General features: G+C 71.7%; 11 protein-coding genes and 1 pseudogene. 6 read left to right on the top strand and 6 right to left on the bottom strand.

Annotated features, from left to right (window positions below; all coding sequences use genetic code 11):
- The first annotated feature begins 40 nt into the window (after positions 1-40).
- The 3 genes from aspA (at position 41) to ACYUD3_RS08405 (ending at position 4392) form a co-directional block, all read left to right on the top strand.
- Positions 41-1450 carry an aspartate ammonia-lyase gene (aspA, locus tag ACYUD3_RS08415; RefSeq protein ID WP_470966126.1) on the top strand — a complete coding sequence of 470 codons (1410 nt, stop codon included), beginning with the start codon at positions 41-43 and terminating at the stop codon, positions 1448-1450.
- 163 nt (positions 1451-1613) lie between these two features.
- Positions 1614-3002 (top strand): polyprenol phosphomannose-dependent alpha 1,6 mannosyltransferase MptB, encoded by a 1389-nt coding sequence (mptB, locus tag ACYUD3_RS08410; protein WP_470966123.1) that lies wholly within the window; start codon positions 1614-1616, stop codon positions 3000-3002.
- Between the two features lie 34 nt (positions 3003-3036).
- Positions 3037-4392: a glycosyltransferase 87 family protein gene (locus ACYUD3_RS08405; protein ID WP_470966121.1), complete on the top strand. Its 1356-nt coding sequence runs from the start codon at positions 3037-3039 to the stop codon at positions 4390-4392.
- Between the two features lie 83 nt (positions 4393-4475).
- Here ACYUD3_RS08405 and ACYUD3_RS08400 read toward each other — a convergent pair.
- Positions 4476-5258: pseudogene (locus tag ACYUD3_RS08400) on the bottom strand (D-alanyl-D-alanine carboxypeptidase family protein); the annotation flags it as partial.
- A gap of 251 nt (positions 5259-5509) precedes the next feature.
- Positions 5510-6649 (bottom strand): transcription termination factor Rho, encoded by a 1140-nt coding sequence (gene rho / locus ACYUD3_RS08395; RefSeq protein WP_470966117.1) that lies wholly within the window; start codon positions 6647-6649, stop codon positions 5510-5512.
- A gap of 318 nt (positions 6650-6967) precedes the next feature.
- On the opposite strand from rho, the gene ACYUD3_RS08390 reads away from it, so the two are divergent.
- Positions 6968-7453: an NUDIX hydrolase gene (locus tag ACYUD3_RS08390; RefSeq protein WP_470966115.1), complete on the top strand. Its 486-nt coding sequence runs from the start codon at positions 6968-6970 to the stop codon at positions 7451-7453.
- 473 nt (positions 7454-7926) lie between these two features.
- Entirely contained in the window at positions 7927-9801 is a 1875-nt protein-coding gene (locus ACYUD3_RS08385; protein WP_470966112.1) for a hypothetical protein, read from the top strand.
- On the opposite strand, the gene ACYUD3_RS08380 is transcribed toward ACYUD3_RS08385, so the two are convergent.
- From ACYUD3_RS08380 to ACYUD3_RS08370, 3 genes are all read right to left on the bottom strand, one after another.
- Complete coding sequence (locus ACYUD3_RS08380) at positions 9788-11059, bottom strand: alpha/beta fold hydrolase (protein WP_470966110.1); 1272 nt, start codon at positions 11057-11059, stop codon at positions 9788-9790. The genes ACYUD3_RS08385 and ACYUD3_RS08380 overlap by 14 nt on opposite strands.
- A 778-nt stretch (positions 11060-11837) precedes the next feature.
- Positions 11838-12494 carry a response regulator gene (locus tag ACYUD3_RS08375; RefSeq protein ID WP_470966108.1) on the bottom strand — a complete coding sequence of 219 codons (657 nt, stop codon included), beginning with the start codon at positions 12492-12494 and terminating at the stop codon, positions 11838-11840.
- Entirely contained in the window at positions 12479-14908 is a 2430-nt protein-coding gene (locus ACYUD3_RS08370) for a sensor histidine kinase (protein ID WP_470966105.1), read from the bottom strand. Before ACYUD3_RS08370 ends, ACYUD3_RS08375 begins: the two co-directional genes overlap by 16 nt.
- A 125-nt stretch (positions 14909-15033) precedes the next feature.
- Here ACYUD3_RS08370 and ACYUD3_RS08365 point away from each other — a divergent pair, with 125 nt between their 5' ends.
- Positions 15034-15756 (top strand): class I SAM-dependent methyltransferase, encoded by a 723-nt coding sequence (locus tag ACYUD3_RS08365; RefSeq protein WP_470966103.1) that lies wholly within the window; start codon positions 15034-15036, stop codon positions 15754-15756.
- Here the strand turns inward: ACYUD3_RS08365 and ACYUD3_RS08360 are convergent, their stop codons facing one another.
- A complete protein-coding gene (locus ACYUD3_RS08360; RefSeq protein WP_470966100.1) occupies positions 15757-16722 on the bottom strand; it encodes an acetylxylan esterase in 966 nt (321 codons plus the stop codon). It abuts the gene before it with no gap.
- Positions 16723-16886: the final 164 nt, after the last annotated feature.

The following is a 16886-nucleotide window of genomic DNA, read 5'->3' as shown; positions in this document are numbered from 1 at the left end:
AAGAAACCCTCACCCCTTGCGAAAGAGGAAACCCCTCCCCATGACCGCCGTCACCCGCAGCGAACACGACCTCCTCGGCGACCGCGACATCCCCGCCGACGCCTACTGGGGCGTGCACACCCTGCGCGCCACGGAGAACTTCCCCATCACCGGCACCGCGATCTCCGCCTACCCGCACCTGATCGACGCCCTGGCCGCCGTCAAGGAGGCCGCCGCCCTCGCCAACGAGGAACTCGGCCTGCTGGCCCCCGAGAAGGCCGCCGCGATCGTCGCCGCCTGCCGTGAGATCCGCGCGGGCGAGCTGCACGACCAGTTCGTCGTCGACGTCGTCCAGGGCGGCGCCGGCACCTCCACCAACATGAACGCCAACGAGGTCATCGCCAACCGGGCGCTGGAACTGCTGGGGCACGGCAAGGGGGAGTACCACCACCTGCACCCCAACGAGGACGTCAACCTCGGCCAGTCCACCAACGACGTCTACCCGACGGCCGTCAAGATAGCGACGGTCTTCGCGGTGCGCGGCCTCCTCAAGGCGATGGCCGTCCTCCAGGACTCCTTCGCCCGCAAGGCCGTCGAGTTCCGTGACGTCCTCAAGATGGGCCGTACACAGTTGCAGGACGCGGTCCCCATGACGCTCGGTCAAGAGTTCTCGGCTTATGCCGTCATGATTGACGAGGACCGCAACCGTCTTGACGAGGCCGTCCAGTTGATCCATGAGATCAACCTGGGCGCCACGGCCATCGGCACCGCGCTCAACGCCCCCGCCGGCTACGCGGAAGCCGCCCGCCGCCACCTCGCCGACATCACCGGCCTCCCCCTGGTGACGGCCGTCAACCTGGTCGAGGCCACCCAGGACTGCGGCGCCTTCGTCCAGATGTCCGGCGTCCTCAAGCGCATCGCGGTCAAGCTCTCCAAGAGCTGCAACGACCTGCGCCTGCTGTCCTCGGGCCCCCGGGCCGGCTTCGGCGAGATCAACCTGCCCCCCGTCCAGGCGGGTTCCTCGATCATGCCGGGCAAGGTCAACCCGGTCATCCCCGAGGTCGTCAACCAGGTCGCCTTCGAGGTCATCGGCAACGACGTCACCATCACGATGGCCGCCGAGGCGGGCCAGCTCCAGCTGAACGCCTTCGAGCCGATCATCCTCCACTCGCTGTCCGAGTCGATCACCCACCTCCGGGCGGCCTGCCTCACCCTGGCCGAGCGCTGCGTCAACGGCATCACCGCCAACACCGAACGCCTGCGCGCCAGTGTGGAGAACTCCATCGGCCTGGTGACCGCCCTCAACCCCCACATCGGCTACGAGGCCGCCACCGACATCGCCAAGGAAGCCCTCCGCACCGGCCGCGGCGTCGCCGAACTGGTCCTGGAGAAGGGCCTCCTGCCGGCCGAGACCCTGGCGGACCTGCTCCGCCCGGAAGCCGTGGCGGGAAGCGTCTCGCCGCTCGCGTGAGACACCCGCGCAGGGGGAGCCGTACGCGCCTGAGGCCCCCCTGCGCGCGTACGTGAGCCGACATCCGCGCCAATCCGCGCGGGCACGCGGCAGTCACGTACCGAACACCCTCCGGCAGACGGGACGTCGCCTCGCGGACACCCGGTGTCGGCAGGGTGGAGGAGTGCTGGCCAAGGCTTTTCCTGTCGCTCTCCGCCGCTGCCAGGTGCTCGGGCTGGCCGGCACCTCCTGCCTGGCGCTGGGCGGTGAGACCGCCGGCGCACTGCCCGCGCGGGAACTGCTGGCGCCCTCCTCACCGCACGCGGTGCTCGGACTCGTCGGCGTCTACTTCGGGCTCGTCCTGCTCACCGCGGCCTGGGTGCTCCTCGGCCGCAAGGTACGCGGCGGAAAACCGCCCTCCACGCGCGCGCTGGTCCTCATGCTCGCCGTCTGGGCCGCGCCCCTGCTGATCGCGCCGCCCCTGTTCAGCCGGGACGTCTACAGCTACCTCGCGCAAGGGGCGATGGTCGACGCCCACATCGACGTCTACAGCTACGGCCCCGCGAGCCTCGGCGGCCCGCTCGCCGGCGAGGTCGCGCCCCTGTGGCAGCACACGGGCGCGCCGTACGGACCGGCGTTCATGGGACTCGCCGGGGTGCTCGCCCGGCTCACCCGGGGGGAACTGCCCGCCGGGCTGTACGGGATGCGGCTGGTCGCCGTCCTCGGAGTCGCGCTCATGGCCGCCGCGCTGCCCCGGCTGGCCCGCCACTGCGGCGCCGATCCGGCCGTCGCGCTGTGGCTCGGGGCCCTCAACCCGCTGGTCCTGCTGCACCTCGTCGCGGGCGCCCACAACGACGCGATCATGCTGGGGCTGCTCGGCATCGGACTCGTCGCCGCGCTGGGCGGACGGTTCGCGCTGGGAGCCGTCCTGGTGACCCTGGCGGCCCTCGTGAAGGCCCCGGCGGCCCTCGGCCTCGTCGCGGTCGTCCTGCTCCAGCACAGCCCGCTGAGAGCCGCCCTGAAGACGTTCACGGTCGCGGCGGCCACCACGGTCGCCGTCACCGCCGCGACCGGCACCGGCTACGGCTGGATCGGCGCCCTCAAAACCCCCGTGTCCCCGCAGAACTGGGCCCTGACCAGCCTCCTGGGCCGCGCCACCGAAGCCTTCCTGGAGCGCCACGACAGCGCCCTCGCCCCCCTCGCCGTACCCGCCTGGCACGCCGTCGGCCTCGTGGTCACCGCCGCCCTCGTGGCCGTCATCTGGTGGCGGCTGCGCCCCCGGCCCGTCTACGCGCTGGGCCTGAGCCTCGCCGCCGTCGCCGCCTTCGGGCCCGCGATCCGCCCCTGGTACGCCCTGTGGGGGCTCTTCCTGATCGCCGCCGCGGCCCCCGACACGTCGATACGGCGCCGCAGCGCCGTCGGGGTGGCCGGGGTGCTCGCCCTCGCCGTGCTGCCCGACGGCGGCCCGGCCGACGCCGGCCAGCTGCTGCTCGCCGTCTCCGGCGGCCTCCTCGCGGCCGTCGTCCTCTGGCAGGCCCACCTCGCCACCCGCGCGCCCGGCCTGCCCGCATGAGCCGCCCTGTCCCCACGCCCCCGAGGACCCGCGTATGAGACCCCCCGCCACCGACCGCGGCCGGCTCGCCCTCCTCCTGGCCCTCGCCGCCGCCGTCACCGCGTTCACCGCGACCGTGCCGCTGCTGCGGGACTGGTTCGACCTCAGGGTCTACTGGGGCACGATCGACAGCTGGGCCCACCACGGCGGACGCGTCTACGACTACCGGGTCCCCGGCACGCCCTACGGCTTCACCTACCCGCCGTTCGCGGCCGTCGCCATGCTCCCCATGGCGCTCCTCGGCCTCCACACGGCGATCGCGGCGGCCCTGCTGCTCAACCTGGCCGCCCTCGCCCTGGTCCTGCGCCTCCTGACCGGACCCGGCTGGCGCCGCCACGGCTGGTACGGCGTCGGCCTCGCCCTGTGCGTCCTCACACTGTTCGAGCCGCTGCGCGACACCTTCAGCTTCGGCCAGGTCAACGTCCTGCTGCTGGCGCTTGTGTTGATAGACGCTCAACTGTTGACGACCCGCCATGACAAGTGGACCGGTATCGGCATCGGGCTCGCCGCCGCGATCAAGCTGACGCCCGCCCTCTTCATCGGCCTGCTGCTGATCACCCGCCGTTGGCGCGCCGCCGCGACCGCGACCGCTGTGGCCGCCGCCGCGACCGGCCTCGCCGCGCTGATCGCCCCGGACGCCTCCCGCTTCTACTGGACCGACGCGATGTGGGACACCACGCGCGTGGGGCGCCTCTCCTACGTCTCCAACCAGTCCCTCCAAGGCGTCCTCGCCCGCCTGGGCGTCGACAGCAAGGCCGTATGGGCGCTCGCTGTCCTGGTGGTCCTCGCCGTCTGGGCGTGGCGGGTGCGCCGCGCGGGCGACTGGGCGACCGCCTTCGCGCTCACCGGGCTGACGGCCTGCCTGGTCAGCCCGGTCACCTGGGTGCACCACCTCGTATGGACGCTGCCCGCGTTCGCCGCCCTCGTGCGCGCGGGCCACGCGCGCGTGGCCGCCGCCGCGTACGCCGTGATGTGCACCAGCGTGGTGTGGATCTGGTTCCACGACGCCTCAGGGGTGGGCGGCTTCCTCGGCAGCAACACCTACGTGTGGATCACCCTGGGGCTGCTGCTGTGGCTGCCCACCGGTCAGCGCCGCCTGGCCGAACGCAGCGCCACCGACGCCCCGGCCGCGCCCAGTACCGCCGCGCCCGCGATCGCCGCCGCCTCCGACCAGCCGGCGCCGTCGTCGCCCCCGGCCGCCGTGCCCGCCGCCACCGGCCGCACGCCGGCCCCGCCGGGCTCGTCGGGCCCCGGGCGCGGCCGGGAGCGCAGCGCGTCCAGCGAGCCCACCGGATCCACCCGCCCGGCCGCCTCGAACCCCCAGTCCAGCAGGTCCCGCGCCTCTTCGTAGACCGCGAAGCCGCCGCCCGCCTGCGGGTTCATCACCGTCACCACCAGCGTCCGCCCGTCCCGCCGCGCGGCGGCGACCAGCGTGTTCCCGGCATTGGTGGTGTAACCGTTCTTCACCCCCACGAGCCCCGGATACGCCGCCACCCCGTCGTGCCCGGTCAGCAGCCGGTTGGTGTTCTCGATCCCGTACGACCACCCCTCGCCCCCGGGGAAACGCGCCTCGGCGGTGCCGCAGTACCGCGCGAAGTCCGCGTTGCGCAGCCCCGCCCGGCCGAACACGGCGAGGTCGTAGGCGGAGGAGACCTGGCCCGGGGCGTCGTACCCGTCCGGGGACTCCACATGGGTGTCCAGGGCGCCCAGGGAGCGGGCCTTGGCGCGCATCTGGCGGGCTGTCGCCTCCCAGCCGCCGTTGAGGGCCGCCAGGACGTGCACGGCGTCGTTCCCGGAGTTCAGGAACACGCCCCGCCACAGGTCGGCGACCGTGTACGTACGGCCCTCGGCGACCCCGACCAGGCTGCTGCCGGGGCCGATGTCCTCCAGCTCGCGCTCGGTCACCTCGTGCTTGATGCCGGCCGGCAGTACCGGCAGCACGGTCAGCGCGAACAGCGTCTTCAGGGTGCTCGCCGGGGGCAGCTTGCGGTGGGCGTCCGACGCGGCGAGGACCGCGCCCGAACCGGCGTCGGCGACGACCCAGGACAGCGCCGAGACGTCCGGCACGGCCGGCGCGCCGGGGCGCGGGCGCACCTGGACGCCGGGGCGGTTCAGGAGGGCGGGGGAGGGGATCGGGGCTGCTCTCGGGCCTCCCGGGGCGGCTGTCGAGGGTGGTTGCGCGGCGCCTGGTGTTCCTGCCGCGCCGGGCGCCCCCATCGCCGTGTCGGCGCTCGCCGTCGGCCCCAGGGCCAGGCCGCCGGCCAGGGTGCCCGCCACACAGAACGCGCAGGCCGACACAACGGCCCGGGAGGAGAATCCGATCGTCATATGGTCAACGTAGAAACGATCACCCTGATCAGCGCGCTGCCGGTGCCGATCGCGGGACGCGTGCACTCGGATGCCGTACGCGTGCTGTTCCCCAGCAGAGCAGGGTGCCCCGCGCGCGTACGCCCTCGTACAGGCCGCTCTCAGGCCCCCGCCGGCAACGTAGGCCGTACGCTCCGCAGGAACCCCGCGTTGTTGCGGCTCTCGCGCAGTCGGCCGAGCAGGGTCTCCAGGCCGGTGTGCGCGTCGCGGCCGGCCAGGACCCGGCGCAGGCCGTGCGCGGTCGTCAACTCGGCCGGGGTGAGAAGGAGTTCCTCGCGGCGGGTGCCGGAGGTGGTGAGGTCGACGGCGGGGAAGAGGCGCCGCGTCGCCGCCTCGCGGTCCAGGCGCAGCTCCATGTTGCCGGTGCCCTTCAGCTCCTCGAAGAAGAAGTCGTCGGCCCGCGAGCCGGTCTCGACGAGCGCGGTCGCCAGGATGGTCAGCGAACCGCCCTCCTCGATGGCCCGCGCGGCCCCGAAGAACCGCTTCGGGCCGAGCAGCGAGGCCGCGTCGACACCGCCGCTCAGGGTGCGCCCGCTGCCGGGCGCCGCGTTGTTGTGGGCCCGGCACAGCCGGGTCAGCGAGTCGAGCAGGATCACGACGTCCTCGCCGGCCTCGACGAGCCGCTTGGCCCGCTCGACGACGAGCTCGGCGAGCGCGACGTGCTGCTTCGCCGACCGGTCGAACGTCGAGGCGTACACCTCGCCGCGCACCGAACGGCGCATGTCGGTGACCTCCTCGGGACGTTCGTCGAGGAGGACGACCATCAGGCGGCACTCGGGGTGATTGCCGGCGACGGCCGCCGCGAGCTGCTGGAGCAGCACCGTCTTGCCGGTCTTCGGCGGCGCGACCAGCAGCCCGCGCTGGCCCTTGCCGACGGGCGTGAACAGGTCGGCGATCCGGCCCGCGAGCCCGGAGGCGGGGTGTTCGAGGCGCAGCCGCTCGTGCGGGTGCAGCGGCGTCAGATCGGCGAACGTGCGCCGTCCGCGCGGTTCTTCGGCCGGGTGCTCCTCGACGAGCGTGACCTCGGTCATCGCGCGCCGGTCGCGCAGGCCGCTGACGCGGTCGCCCTTGCGCAGGCCGTACCGGCGGATCAGCGCCGCCGGGACCTGGGCGTCGTCGGGCTCGGGGAGCAGGCCGGGGCCGCGCAGGAAGCCTTTCCCGCCGTCGATGTCGAGGACACCGGTGACGAGTCGGGGCGCGGGCTCCTGGCGGAGCGGGGGGTGTTCGAGAGTGGTGGTCATGGTGGTCGGTCCTTTCGCGGACGGACAGGGAAAAGTCATGGGAAGGGGGGAAGCCGCGACGGAGGGAGGCCGTATGCGCTCCCGGCGGCGAAGAACTCCTCGGGCGCAGCGAATCCGCAGGTCACGAGGGAGAGAGAAGAGGATTGGCACCGGCGTCCGCGACGGGACGTACACGAGTGCTGAAGCTACTGTAGCACGGTTGGTGCGGTGAGTGGGGGATGTGTGCGGGCAGAGCCTTGGGCTCGTCGTCATCGGTGGTGGAGCCTGCGGCGGGCTGAGGAGGCGTGGTGTGAGGTGATCGAAAGTTAAAGTGACCGTATGCGTCTGCGACATTCGGTCCGAGCGATCCTCCTTACCGAGGACGATCGTGTCCTCCTCTGCCGCTTTCCGCTCAAGACGCCGCCGGGGGCGGGTGTGTGGGCGGCTCCCGGTGGTGGCGTCGAGGAGTCGGAGACGCTTTTGGGTGCGCTGCGAAGGGAGTTGGCGGAAGAGGTCGGGTACCGCCTCGACACCGATCCGCCGCGCGTGTGGCATCAGGAGGTCGTCTCGCCCGACTTCGCCCAAGGGTACGACGGTGTCGTCAACGACTACTTTCTGGTCCGCACCGACCGCTTCACCCCTCAAGGCACTCTTTCCGAGGCCGAGTTGGCGGCGGAGAACATCAGTGCTTTCAAGTGGTGGCATGTCGATGAGATCACCGCGTATGACGGGGACGATGTCTTCTCGCCTCGGGACATCAGCGGCCTGCTTGCCTCGCTGGACGCGGCTGGGCCCCCTGCCGATGTGCTGCTGATAGGCGTGTGAGTCCAGCGCGTTGGTGATCGTCTTCGCCTCGCCGTGCGCTGAGTGGCCGACGGGGTACTCGGGCGGGATATCGCGTCCGAGGATGTCCACGGGCATGTCGCCGCCTGTGTGATCTGCGGCGACCTCACCATCCGTGACCACAGCCCTGCGCCCCGGCGACCTCTTCCTTGTCGGCTCCCCGGTGAGCAACTGCGCGTGATCACTCATCTGCGCCATGTCGGCCTGGTCGTACCGGACTTGGGCACGTGCAGCTCGGCAGACCCCGCCCGTCCAGAGGGTGCCGTCTGTTCGGCAGGCGCCGTCTGATCAAAGGGTGCAAAGTGATCAAAGGGTGCTGCCTGTGCAGAGGGTGTCGATCGGTTCGGAGGGCGTGAACTGGCCTGAGGGCGCCGTCTGTTCGGCAGTGTGTCATCTGTCCTAAGGGTGCCGTCTGTTGAGAAAGTGCCGTCCGTTCCCGATCCGAAAGGCCCGCCATGTTCCTTCTCGCCCGCCGTTCGTTTCTCGCCGCCGCCCTCCTGCTGCCGGCGGCCCCCGCGCGCGCCGCCTCCACGCGCAGGCTGGCTGTCGCCGCCGGGCAGACGTACGAACTGGCCGCGACGGTCCGGGTGGGCGAGCTGAACATCGCCGACGGTGGCGTACTCGTCGCCCCCGAGGGGTACAGCCTCACCCTCACCGTGGACGGCGTCGAGACTGGTCAGGCGCTGGCGGTGACCGGTGGCACGGGTACGCTGATCCGGCCCGGCAGTTATCGGGGCGACATCGTTCTTACGGTCGCCCTGGCCACCCCGGTCAGCCACGGGGCGCTCACCTTTCCCTTTCGCCAGGCGCTGTACGTCGGTTCCGCCGGGGTCGTGCCGGAGAAGTCAGTGCCGGCAGCTGTGCGTGGCGGGAGACTTGCCCGTACCGGCGCCGAAGGCATCGGGATCGTCTCGACCGGTGAGTGCTTCGACGGCGTGTACGTCCAGGACGCCGTGTACACCTTGCGCGACTCCCTCATCTCCCTTACCGGCAACGGGCGTTGTGACTTCGCCGGGTACGGTGCCGCTGTCGTCGGGGATGGGGCCGGGACGAGGCTTGTGCTGGACGGGGCGCGGATCTTCACCCGGGGTGTGGTTCGTACCGGGGTCGTCGCGGGCGGCGGGGCTAACGTCGTCGTCAAGAACTCCACGGTCAGCACCCGTGACGGGCGGCTGCCGGACGACTATCGGGCTACCGTCGAGACACCGTACATGCAGTCCGTCCCCTGGATGCTGGGCCTTGACGGGAACGTCCGCGCGACCAACCTTCTCGGCGAGGGGACCTGCGCTACCTACCTCAACTCGACTGTTTTCTCCGAGACTTGGGGTGCCTTGTCGGTCGAGGGTGGTAGTGGGCTCAAGCTGACGGCGGTCAACAGTCGTATCGGGAACACCGGGGAGTGCGGCTATGGGACGTACGCGATCGGGGACGTCGTCGTACGTGTGCTCGGGTCGCGTCTCGATGTGGGGAGTTATGCGACGGTCATCGCCGGGCCTGGGGCGGTCGTGCATTACGGGGACAGTACGCGGGAGGTGGTTGCCGCGCTTGATGAGGAGCTGGAACTTGGGCTGACGCTAGGGGAGTTGGCGGCGATTCCGGTGCGCAGTAGCACTGTTGACTCGGGGCGGTTCGGGTTCATGTTCTTCGGAGCCGGTCAACTCACCCTGGATGGGGGGACAGTTGTCCGCTCAGAGCGGGCCACCTTTCTCAACAAGGGGCAGCAGACGGCGATTTACGTCGACGGGTCGCGGGGGGTGCGGCTGGAGCCGAGGGACGGGGTCATCGTCCAGATGATCGAGCTGGACGATCCGGGGGCGGTGGACGTCGGGGGGAGGATGCTGAACGTCGGGGTCTATACGGAGCCTTCCGGGGTGCCGGTCAAAGACACCCGGTTCGATCCGACGCGCGCCCAACCCGCCGACGGGGTCGCAGAGTTCACCTCGATCCGGCTCGCGGGGGACTTCTACAACGGTATGCGGCAAGGCAAGAACATGGTCCTCTCCTTCGAGGGCAGCACCGTCGAGGGCGTCATCTCCGCGTCCGCCGCCCGGCATCGGGTCCCGTCGATCGACGCGTCCAATTTCCGTGAACTCGGCATCGTCACCAACACAGTTGGCCCGGCCGTGAACAACGGGGTCATCGTCACTCTTGGCGCCGGTTCCGTCTGGACGGTCACCGGTACGTCGTACCTCACCTCACTGACCCTCGCCGCCGACGCGGCCGTACGGGCGCCGCGCGGCAGGATCCTTACTGCGACGGTCGATGGAGTTCCGACGGAGCTGAAGCCTGGGGCCACTTATGTCGGTGCGCTGATGCTTACCGTCGGCTAGAGGCTGCCTCCACCGGCAGCGGTTCCCCCAGCAGGAACGCTTGCAGCAGTTCCGTATAGCGCTGTGGCTGGCCGGCTGAGATGGAGTGGCCTGCTCCCTTGATGGTTATCAAGGTTGAGTTGGGGAGGGTCTGGTGGTATTCGGCGGTTACGGTGGGTTTTATGAAGTCGCATTCTCCGCGCAGGATCAGGGAGGGGGTTTGCAGGGCGCGGAGGGTTGGGCGGGGGTCGGGGGTGTGTTCGAAGTCTTTTACGGTCAGTTGGTTGCTGTAGAAGCCTTGGGGGTTGTTGTGGGGGGTGGTCGGTGGGGCGCCTGTGCAGGAGGTGCTGTTCTTGCCTTGTAGGGCGACCTCGTGCAGCCAGTGGTCTACCTCGTTGTCCCCTACCAGTGCGTGTGCGGCTTGGGGGTTGATCTGGAGGAGCAGGAGTGCCGCCAGCAGGCGGGGGGTGTTGTTCAGGCGGTCCAGGTGGGTTTTCTCTGCGGGAGTGAGTCGGGTCCATGGTTCGCCGGCCGAGTTGCCCGGGTACTCGTGGCCCCATAGTGCGCCCGGCGAGGTGAACACGGCCTTGGCCACGTGTTTGCCGTGGGCCGCCAGGTACTGGGCGGCCAGCGATCCTCCCCATGACTGGCCGATCAGGATGATCCGGTCGGCGCCGAGTGTGCGTCGGATCGCCTCCAGGTCGGCGACCTGGCGGGCGACGGTGTAGCCGGTGATGTCCCGCAGCCTTGTGGAGCGGCCTGCGCCTAGCTGGTCGTAGGAGTAGACGTCGAAGCCGTCCGCCGCGAGTGTGCGGCCGCCGGTCGGGATGCCCTCGGCGGGTGTGCCGGGGCCGCCGTGCAGGAAGACCACCGGGGTTGGTCTGGGTTTGCCCGCGGCGGGGGCGTGGACGTAGGCGATGCGTGAACCGGTCGGCAGGTTCCAGAAGTTGACGCCGGGTGGGGTGGGGGCGGCTGGGGTGGTGGGCATGGGGTGGAAGGCCGTGAGGGCGGCCAGTACGGCTACCGCGGCGGTGAGGGCGGTCGCTAGGAGGGTGGCTGACCGGGTTCGGTGCCGTAGGGCTAGCAGCGTGAATGCCGTCCGGCCGAGGAGGGCGGCGGTCAGTGCGGCGGCGGTCAGTCCGGTGAGGGCTAGGAGGGGGATGGCTGGGGTGGCTAGGGCTGCGGTGAGGAAGGCTGCCGTCGCTGCGGTCGGGGTCAGGGGGAGGGTCAGGAACAGGAGGGTGCCGGCGGCTATGCGTCGGGGGAGTGTGGGTGGCATAGGTACGAGGCTAGGAATGGGGTGCGGGGAGTTCGTCCAGCTCGGGGATGGGCTGGGGGGTGGGGTGGGGGCGCCTTGTGGCGGGGTGCGTATCCGTCTTGCGGCGGGGTGGGTTGGTGGTGTCTGGCCGTATCAGCCTTGTGCTGGGGCGGGGGGTTGGTTGCTCTTGCGGCGGGGGCAGCTGCTGTCTGGCGCGTGGGGCAGCTGGCGCACGCGCCGTATCAACCCCGTCTCGCGCGCGAGGGGCTGGTCGCCTTCGCAGCTGAGGTCAGCCGTCGTCCGGTCCGGGGTCAGCCGGCGTCCGGCCTGTGGGGCAGCTGGCGCCCCTGCCGCGCCGACCCCGTTCTGCGGCAAGGTGCCGTCGCCTTCGCGGCGGGGGCTGGCCGCTGTCCGGTCCGTGTCTGGGGTCAGCCGTTGCCCGGTCCGTGGGTTAACTGGCGCTCGGCCGCACCAGCCCTGTCTCGCGGCGGAGGCCGGCAGCCGTTCGGCCCGGAGGTAGCCGCTGCTCGGCCCGTGAGTCGGGCGGCGCCGGCCATATCAGCCCTGTCTTGCGGCGGAGGCCGGCAGCCGTTCGGCCCGGAGGCAGTCGCTGCTCGGCCCGTGAGTCGGGCGGCGTCGGCCATACCAGCCCTGTCTTGCGGCGGAGGCCGGCAGCCGTTCGGCCCGGAGGTAGCCGCTGCTCGGCCCGTGAGTCAGGCGGCGCCGGCCATACCAGCCCTGTCCAACGGCGAGGCGTCAGCCGCGTCCCGCCCGCACCTCCCCCGTCCAACGCCGAGCGTCAGCCACCCCCCGCCCGTACCAACCCCGTCTCATACGCCGCGATCGTCGCCTGCACCCGATCCCGTACCCCCAACTTGCCCAGGACCGCCGACACATGGTCCTTCACCGTCGGCGGGCTCAGTCCCAGCGTTGTCGCGATCTCCGCGTTGGACAGGCCACGCGCGACCTGTCGTAGGACCTCCGTCTCGCGTGTGGTGAGTCGGGTCAGGCGGGTCGTGTCCAGTGGGCCGGGGGCGTGGGTGAAGCGGTTGATCAGGGTGCGTGTCATCGTCGGGTCCAGCAGGGCGGCACCGCCGTGGATCACCCGCACCGCGTCGACGACCCGCTCCGGCTCGGTGTCCTTGAGCAGGAAACCGGCGGCCCCGGCGCGCAGCGCGGCGAACAGGTACTCGTCGAGGCCGAAGGTGGTGAGCACCAGCACCCGGGTCCCGTGACCGCGCTCGGTGATCCGCGCGGTCGCCGCCAGGCCCCCGATCCCCGGCATCCGGATGTCCATCAGCGCGACGTCCGGCCGTTCGGCCAGGGCGAGTTCGACCGCCGTGTCGCCGTCCGCCGCCTGTCCGACGACGCACAGGTCCGGCTCCGCGTCGAGGATCGCCGCGATACCGGCCCGTACGACGGCCTGGTCGTCCGCGACGGTCACTCTGATCGCCATGGGGAGACCTCCGGCAGCCACACACGTACCGCACCGCGGTCGGTCGTGGAGAGGGTACCTCCGGCGGCGTCCGCGAGGGCGCGCAACTGGCGCCGTGCGGCGGGGAGTTCGGGCAGGGGACCGGAGATCTCGACTCCGTCGGGGACCGCGCGCACGGTGAGGACGACCCCGACGGTCATCAGTACGGCCGCGATCCGGTACGCGAACACCTCCACGACCGCCGGCAGCGGGCGACTCGCGCCGATGTGTCGCACGGTTCCTCCGTAGCGGCTGGCCAGCACCTCGATGCCCGAGACGGTGGGCGGCGGCTCCCCTGCACCGGCGTCCCCCACATCGACGTCTGCTGTACTGCCGTCCACCGCATCGCCGACCCATACACCGCCGCTCCCCTCCCCGCCGCCCCCCTCACGCAACCCCTCCAACAGCTCCCGCAACGCCCCAAGCCCAGCCCGCGCCTCCTCCCGTACGGTGCTCAGCTCGCCCGCCTCCGCCGCCGCTGTCACCGCTCGCGCGTGCCGCAGTGCCGTGCCCCGCAGCCCTGCCGCGAACCGTAGCCGCTGCTCGCGTACCGCGGCGTCGGCGTCCCCGTCGAGCAGCGCCCGGCGCCTGTTGTCGGCCGCCCGCAGCCGCTCGTGCCGGCGCGCGCTGCGGCGCCCCCACGCGCGGACGGCGAAGGCCGGCAACGCCAGTGCGCCCGCCAGGACGGCCCAGGCCGCTGCACGGTTGCCGGTGATCCCCGCGCCGCCGGCCAGCGCGAGACCGCCCACGGCGGCTACGGCGGACGCGGCGAACAGGCTTTGCCTGGGCGGTAGTTGGAGCCCGGCGCTGTATACGAGCGTCAGCTCGACCCACCCGTACACCAGGAAGATGTCGCTCACCGGCGGCTGCGTCCAGCCGATCCGGTCGCAGGCCTGCCACAGCATCAGCGCCAGCAGGACCGCTGCGAGCGCCCGCCCGGGAGTGCGTGAGCGCCAGCCGAGGGGGACGGCGTGCAGGGCCGACAGTATGACTGTCGGTACGGCGGGGAGTGTGCCGGTGAAGGAGTCGGGTACGGCGGTCGTGAGGAGGCTCGCGCCTAGGGAGAGGGCGATGGCCAGGGCTACCAGGGCGTAGTCGAGGCCGAGGGGGCCGCGCCACGGGGGGCGGGGGCGGGGGTGAGGGGGTGTGGTGGTGGCGGGGAGTACGGCTTGTACGCGCCAGCCGCCTCGGCCGGGGCGGCCCACCGGTCCGGCGGAGAACGTCCCGCCTGCGGCGGCGACCGCGGCGGCCAGGCTCGCGAGGCCGCGGCCGGTTCCGAGATCGGGCTCGCGGGGCGTGCCGCCGGTGTCCGTGATGGTGACGGTGAACAGGCGGTCGCCGTTGGGCGCGTTGCCTGCGTTGCCTGCGTTGCCTGCGTTGCCTGCGTTGCCTGCGTTGCCTGCGTTGCCTGCGTTGCCTGCGCCGCCGAAGCTGCCTGCGCTGCCCGCGCCGCCGAAGCTGCCTGCGCCGCCGAACTCCGAGGCCCTGTCCCGGCCTGCGGCCACCTCAGCGGATTCGCCCCGGTTGACGGTCGCCTCGCCGTACCCGAAGGGTGCCTCCCGGTCGGCGGTCGCCTCGCCGTACCCGAAAGGTGTGTCCCGGTCAGCGGCGGCCTCGCCGCACCCGGAGAGCCTGTCCCAGCCGACACCCGGCCCCCCGGCCCCAGCGCCCCCGCCGAACCCCCTCCCGCCACCCCCCTCCACCCGCACCCGCACCACCGAACCCCCCGCATACCGCGCCGAGTTGGTGAGTGCCTCCCGGGTCACCCGGTACGCCGTCGCCACGCTGCCCGCCGGTGCGTTGGCCACCGTCCGCCGGTAGTCCACCCCGTGCGCGGCGGCCAGCGTGTCGAGGTCGGTGAAGGTCGGGAGGGGGGCGTACGTGTCCTGTTCGGTGAGTCGTTCCAGTTCGTGGACCGCCTGGCGGCCCGCCTCGGCTGCGTGGTGGAGTGCTTCGGTGGTGCGGGTGGGGTCGGTGAGCCGGAGTGCGGCGGCTGCGGAGACGACCACGCCGGTCAGCCGGTGCGCGGCCACGTCGTGCAACTCCGTTGCCAGCCGGTCCCGTTCGGCGAGTGCCGCGAACAGGGGGACCGTCGTGGCGGCGGCCTCGTAGTCGGCCCGTGCGGAGCGCCGGGCCCGGCGGCGCCGGCGGGAGCGCCCGGCCGCCCAGGCGACGGCCACCGTGCCGCCGGCCGTCAGCGCGACGCCCGTCACATAGTGCGGCGGCTCCCCCTGAGCGGCGGCGACCCCGGCGGCGGTCAGCGTCAGGGCGAGCGCCGCCGCTAGAGAGGGGCCGGCGGTGCGGTGCACGGCCAGGAAATGCAGCGCCGCCAGCGCGCAGAGTGCCGCGAGGAGGGAAAGAGGCAGCGCGTGCCCAGAGAAGAGAACGTCCCCCATGTCAGCAGATTAACCAACCGTATGAATTAACCAACCGTGCGTACGGGCGGGAGCCGTACCTGTACTGGCGCCCCGCGCCCGCACCCTCACCCCCACCTACGCCCTCCCCCCACTACCCTGACAAAATGTTCAGCCCCCAAGGCCCCACCCTCCGCGAACTCGCGGCCCAAGCCCTGTCCTCCGTCGAGCACGGATACGACCTGCTGGCCCCGAAGTTCGACCACACCCCCTTCCGTACCCCGGCCCCGATCCTCGACGCGACCGCCGCCGCGCTGAAGCTGTCGGGGCCGTACGCCGAAGGGCTGGACCTGTGCTGCGGCACCGGCGCCGGGCTCGGTGTGCTCGGTGAGGTCTGTGAACTCGGCGTCACCGGCGTCGACTTCAGCGCGGGCATGCTGGAGGAGGCGCGCGGGCAAGTGCCGGAAGGCGTCCGGCTCGTACGGGCCGACGTACGTCAACTCCCGTTCCCCGGCGGCTCATTCGACCTCGTCGTCAGCTTCGGCGCGCTCGGGCACTTCCTGCCCGCCGAACTCCCGGGCCTCTTCCGGCAGGTGCACACCGTGCTGCGGCCCGGCGGCACCTTCGCGCTCCCCGTCGCGGCCCCGCCGAAGCCGGTGTCCGCCGGGTACTGGGCGCTGGCCGGCTTCGACGCGGTGATGCGGGTGCGCAACCTGCTGTGGCGACCGCCGTTCGTGATGTACTACCGGGCCTTCCGACTCGGCGATGTGCAAAGGGAGTTGACGGCCGCCGGGTTCCGCGTGGCACTGCGCGCCCTGCCCGGGTTCGGGCACCGGGAGGACGGGACCCCGCGCGCCGCGCTGATCGAGGCCCGCAAAAACCCGACGTGATCACAACCGCGAACGCAACCACCGCAACCGCACCGCATCATGATGCGCCCCGCCGCCCTCGTGATCGTTGAACTCGTACACCTCGATCCCCTTCTCCTCATGCCCCCACGCGTTGTACGTCGCGAACACCGTCGACGGCGGGCACGTCTGGTCCTCCAGGGCGACCGAGAACAGCGCGGGCGCGTTCGCGCGGGCGGCGAAGTGGACGCCGTCGAAGTACGACAGGGTGGTCAGGACGTCGGCGACCCGGCCCCGGTGCGTCTTCAGGTACAGCGCGACCTCGCGGTACGGGTGGCGGTCCAACAAGTGGATGGCGCGCGGGAGATCGCTGAGGAACGGGACATCCGGGGTGGCCGCCGCGAGGTCGGGGAGCAGGCCCGCGACCGAGATCGCCATCGCGCCGCCCTGGCTGCCGCCGGTCACCAGCGTCCGCGAGGCGTCGCTGAGCGGATGCGAGCGGGCCGCCTCCACCGCGCGCACCGCGTCGGTGATCAGCCGCCGGTAGTAGTAGTTCTCCGGCGCCTCGATCCCGCGCGTCAGGAACCCGGGGAAGGCAGGACCCGAACCCACCGGGTCCGGGGTGTCGCCGCCGCCCCACGCGCTGCCCTGCCCCCGCGTGTCCATCCGGAAGTAGGCCCGCCCGGTCGACGCCCACAGCAGGTGCTCGTGCGCCAGCCCCCGCCCGCCGCCGTACCCGAGGAACTCCACGACCAGCGGCAACGGCTCCGAGGCGGCGGCCGGTACGACGTACCAGCCCTTGACCGGATGGCCGCCGAACCCGGCGAACGTGACGTCGAAGACCTCGACCGTGGTGAGGTCGGTGGCGACCGGCTCGAAGCGGGCGTCCAGGTCGTACGCGCGGGTTTCCTGAAGCGTCTTCGACCAGAACGCGTCGAAATCCCCGGGCTCGACGGACGCACTGCGGTAGGTGCGCAGTTCATCGAGGGACAGGTCGACCAGGGCCATGCGGACCGCCTTTTGTAAAGTGCCCGAACCAATACGGGGTCACGGTACGGGCGCGGCGGACGGCTCACCAGAGGGCGTGCGACAACAGCTCATATGGTCCTACCTTGTTCGTGGGTTAGACGGGCCGTCGTAAGGTCCAGAGGCCCAGAGACACCGGGTATGGC

This window comes from Streptomyces sp. AMJ-169, from assembly GCF_055597585.1.
Note: the sequence above shows the minus strand (reverse complement) of the source record. Positions and strands in the feature narration are given on the sequence as shown.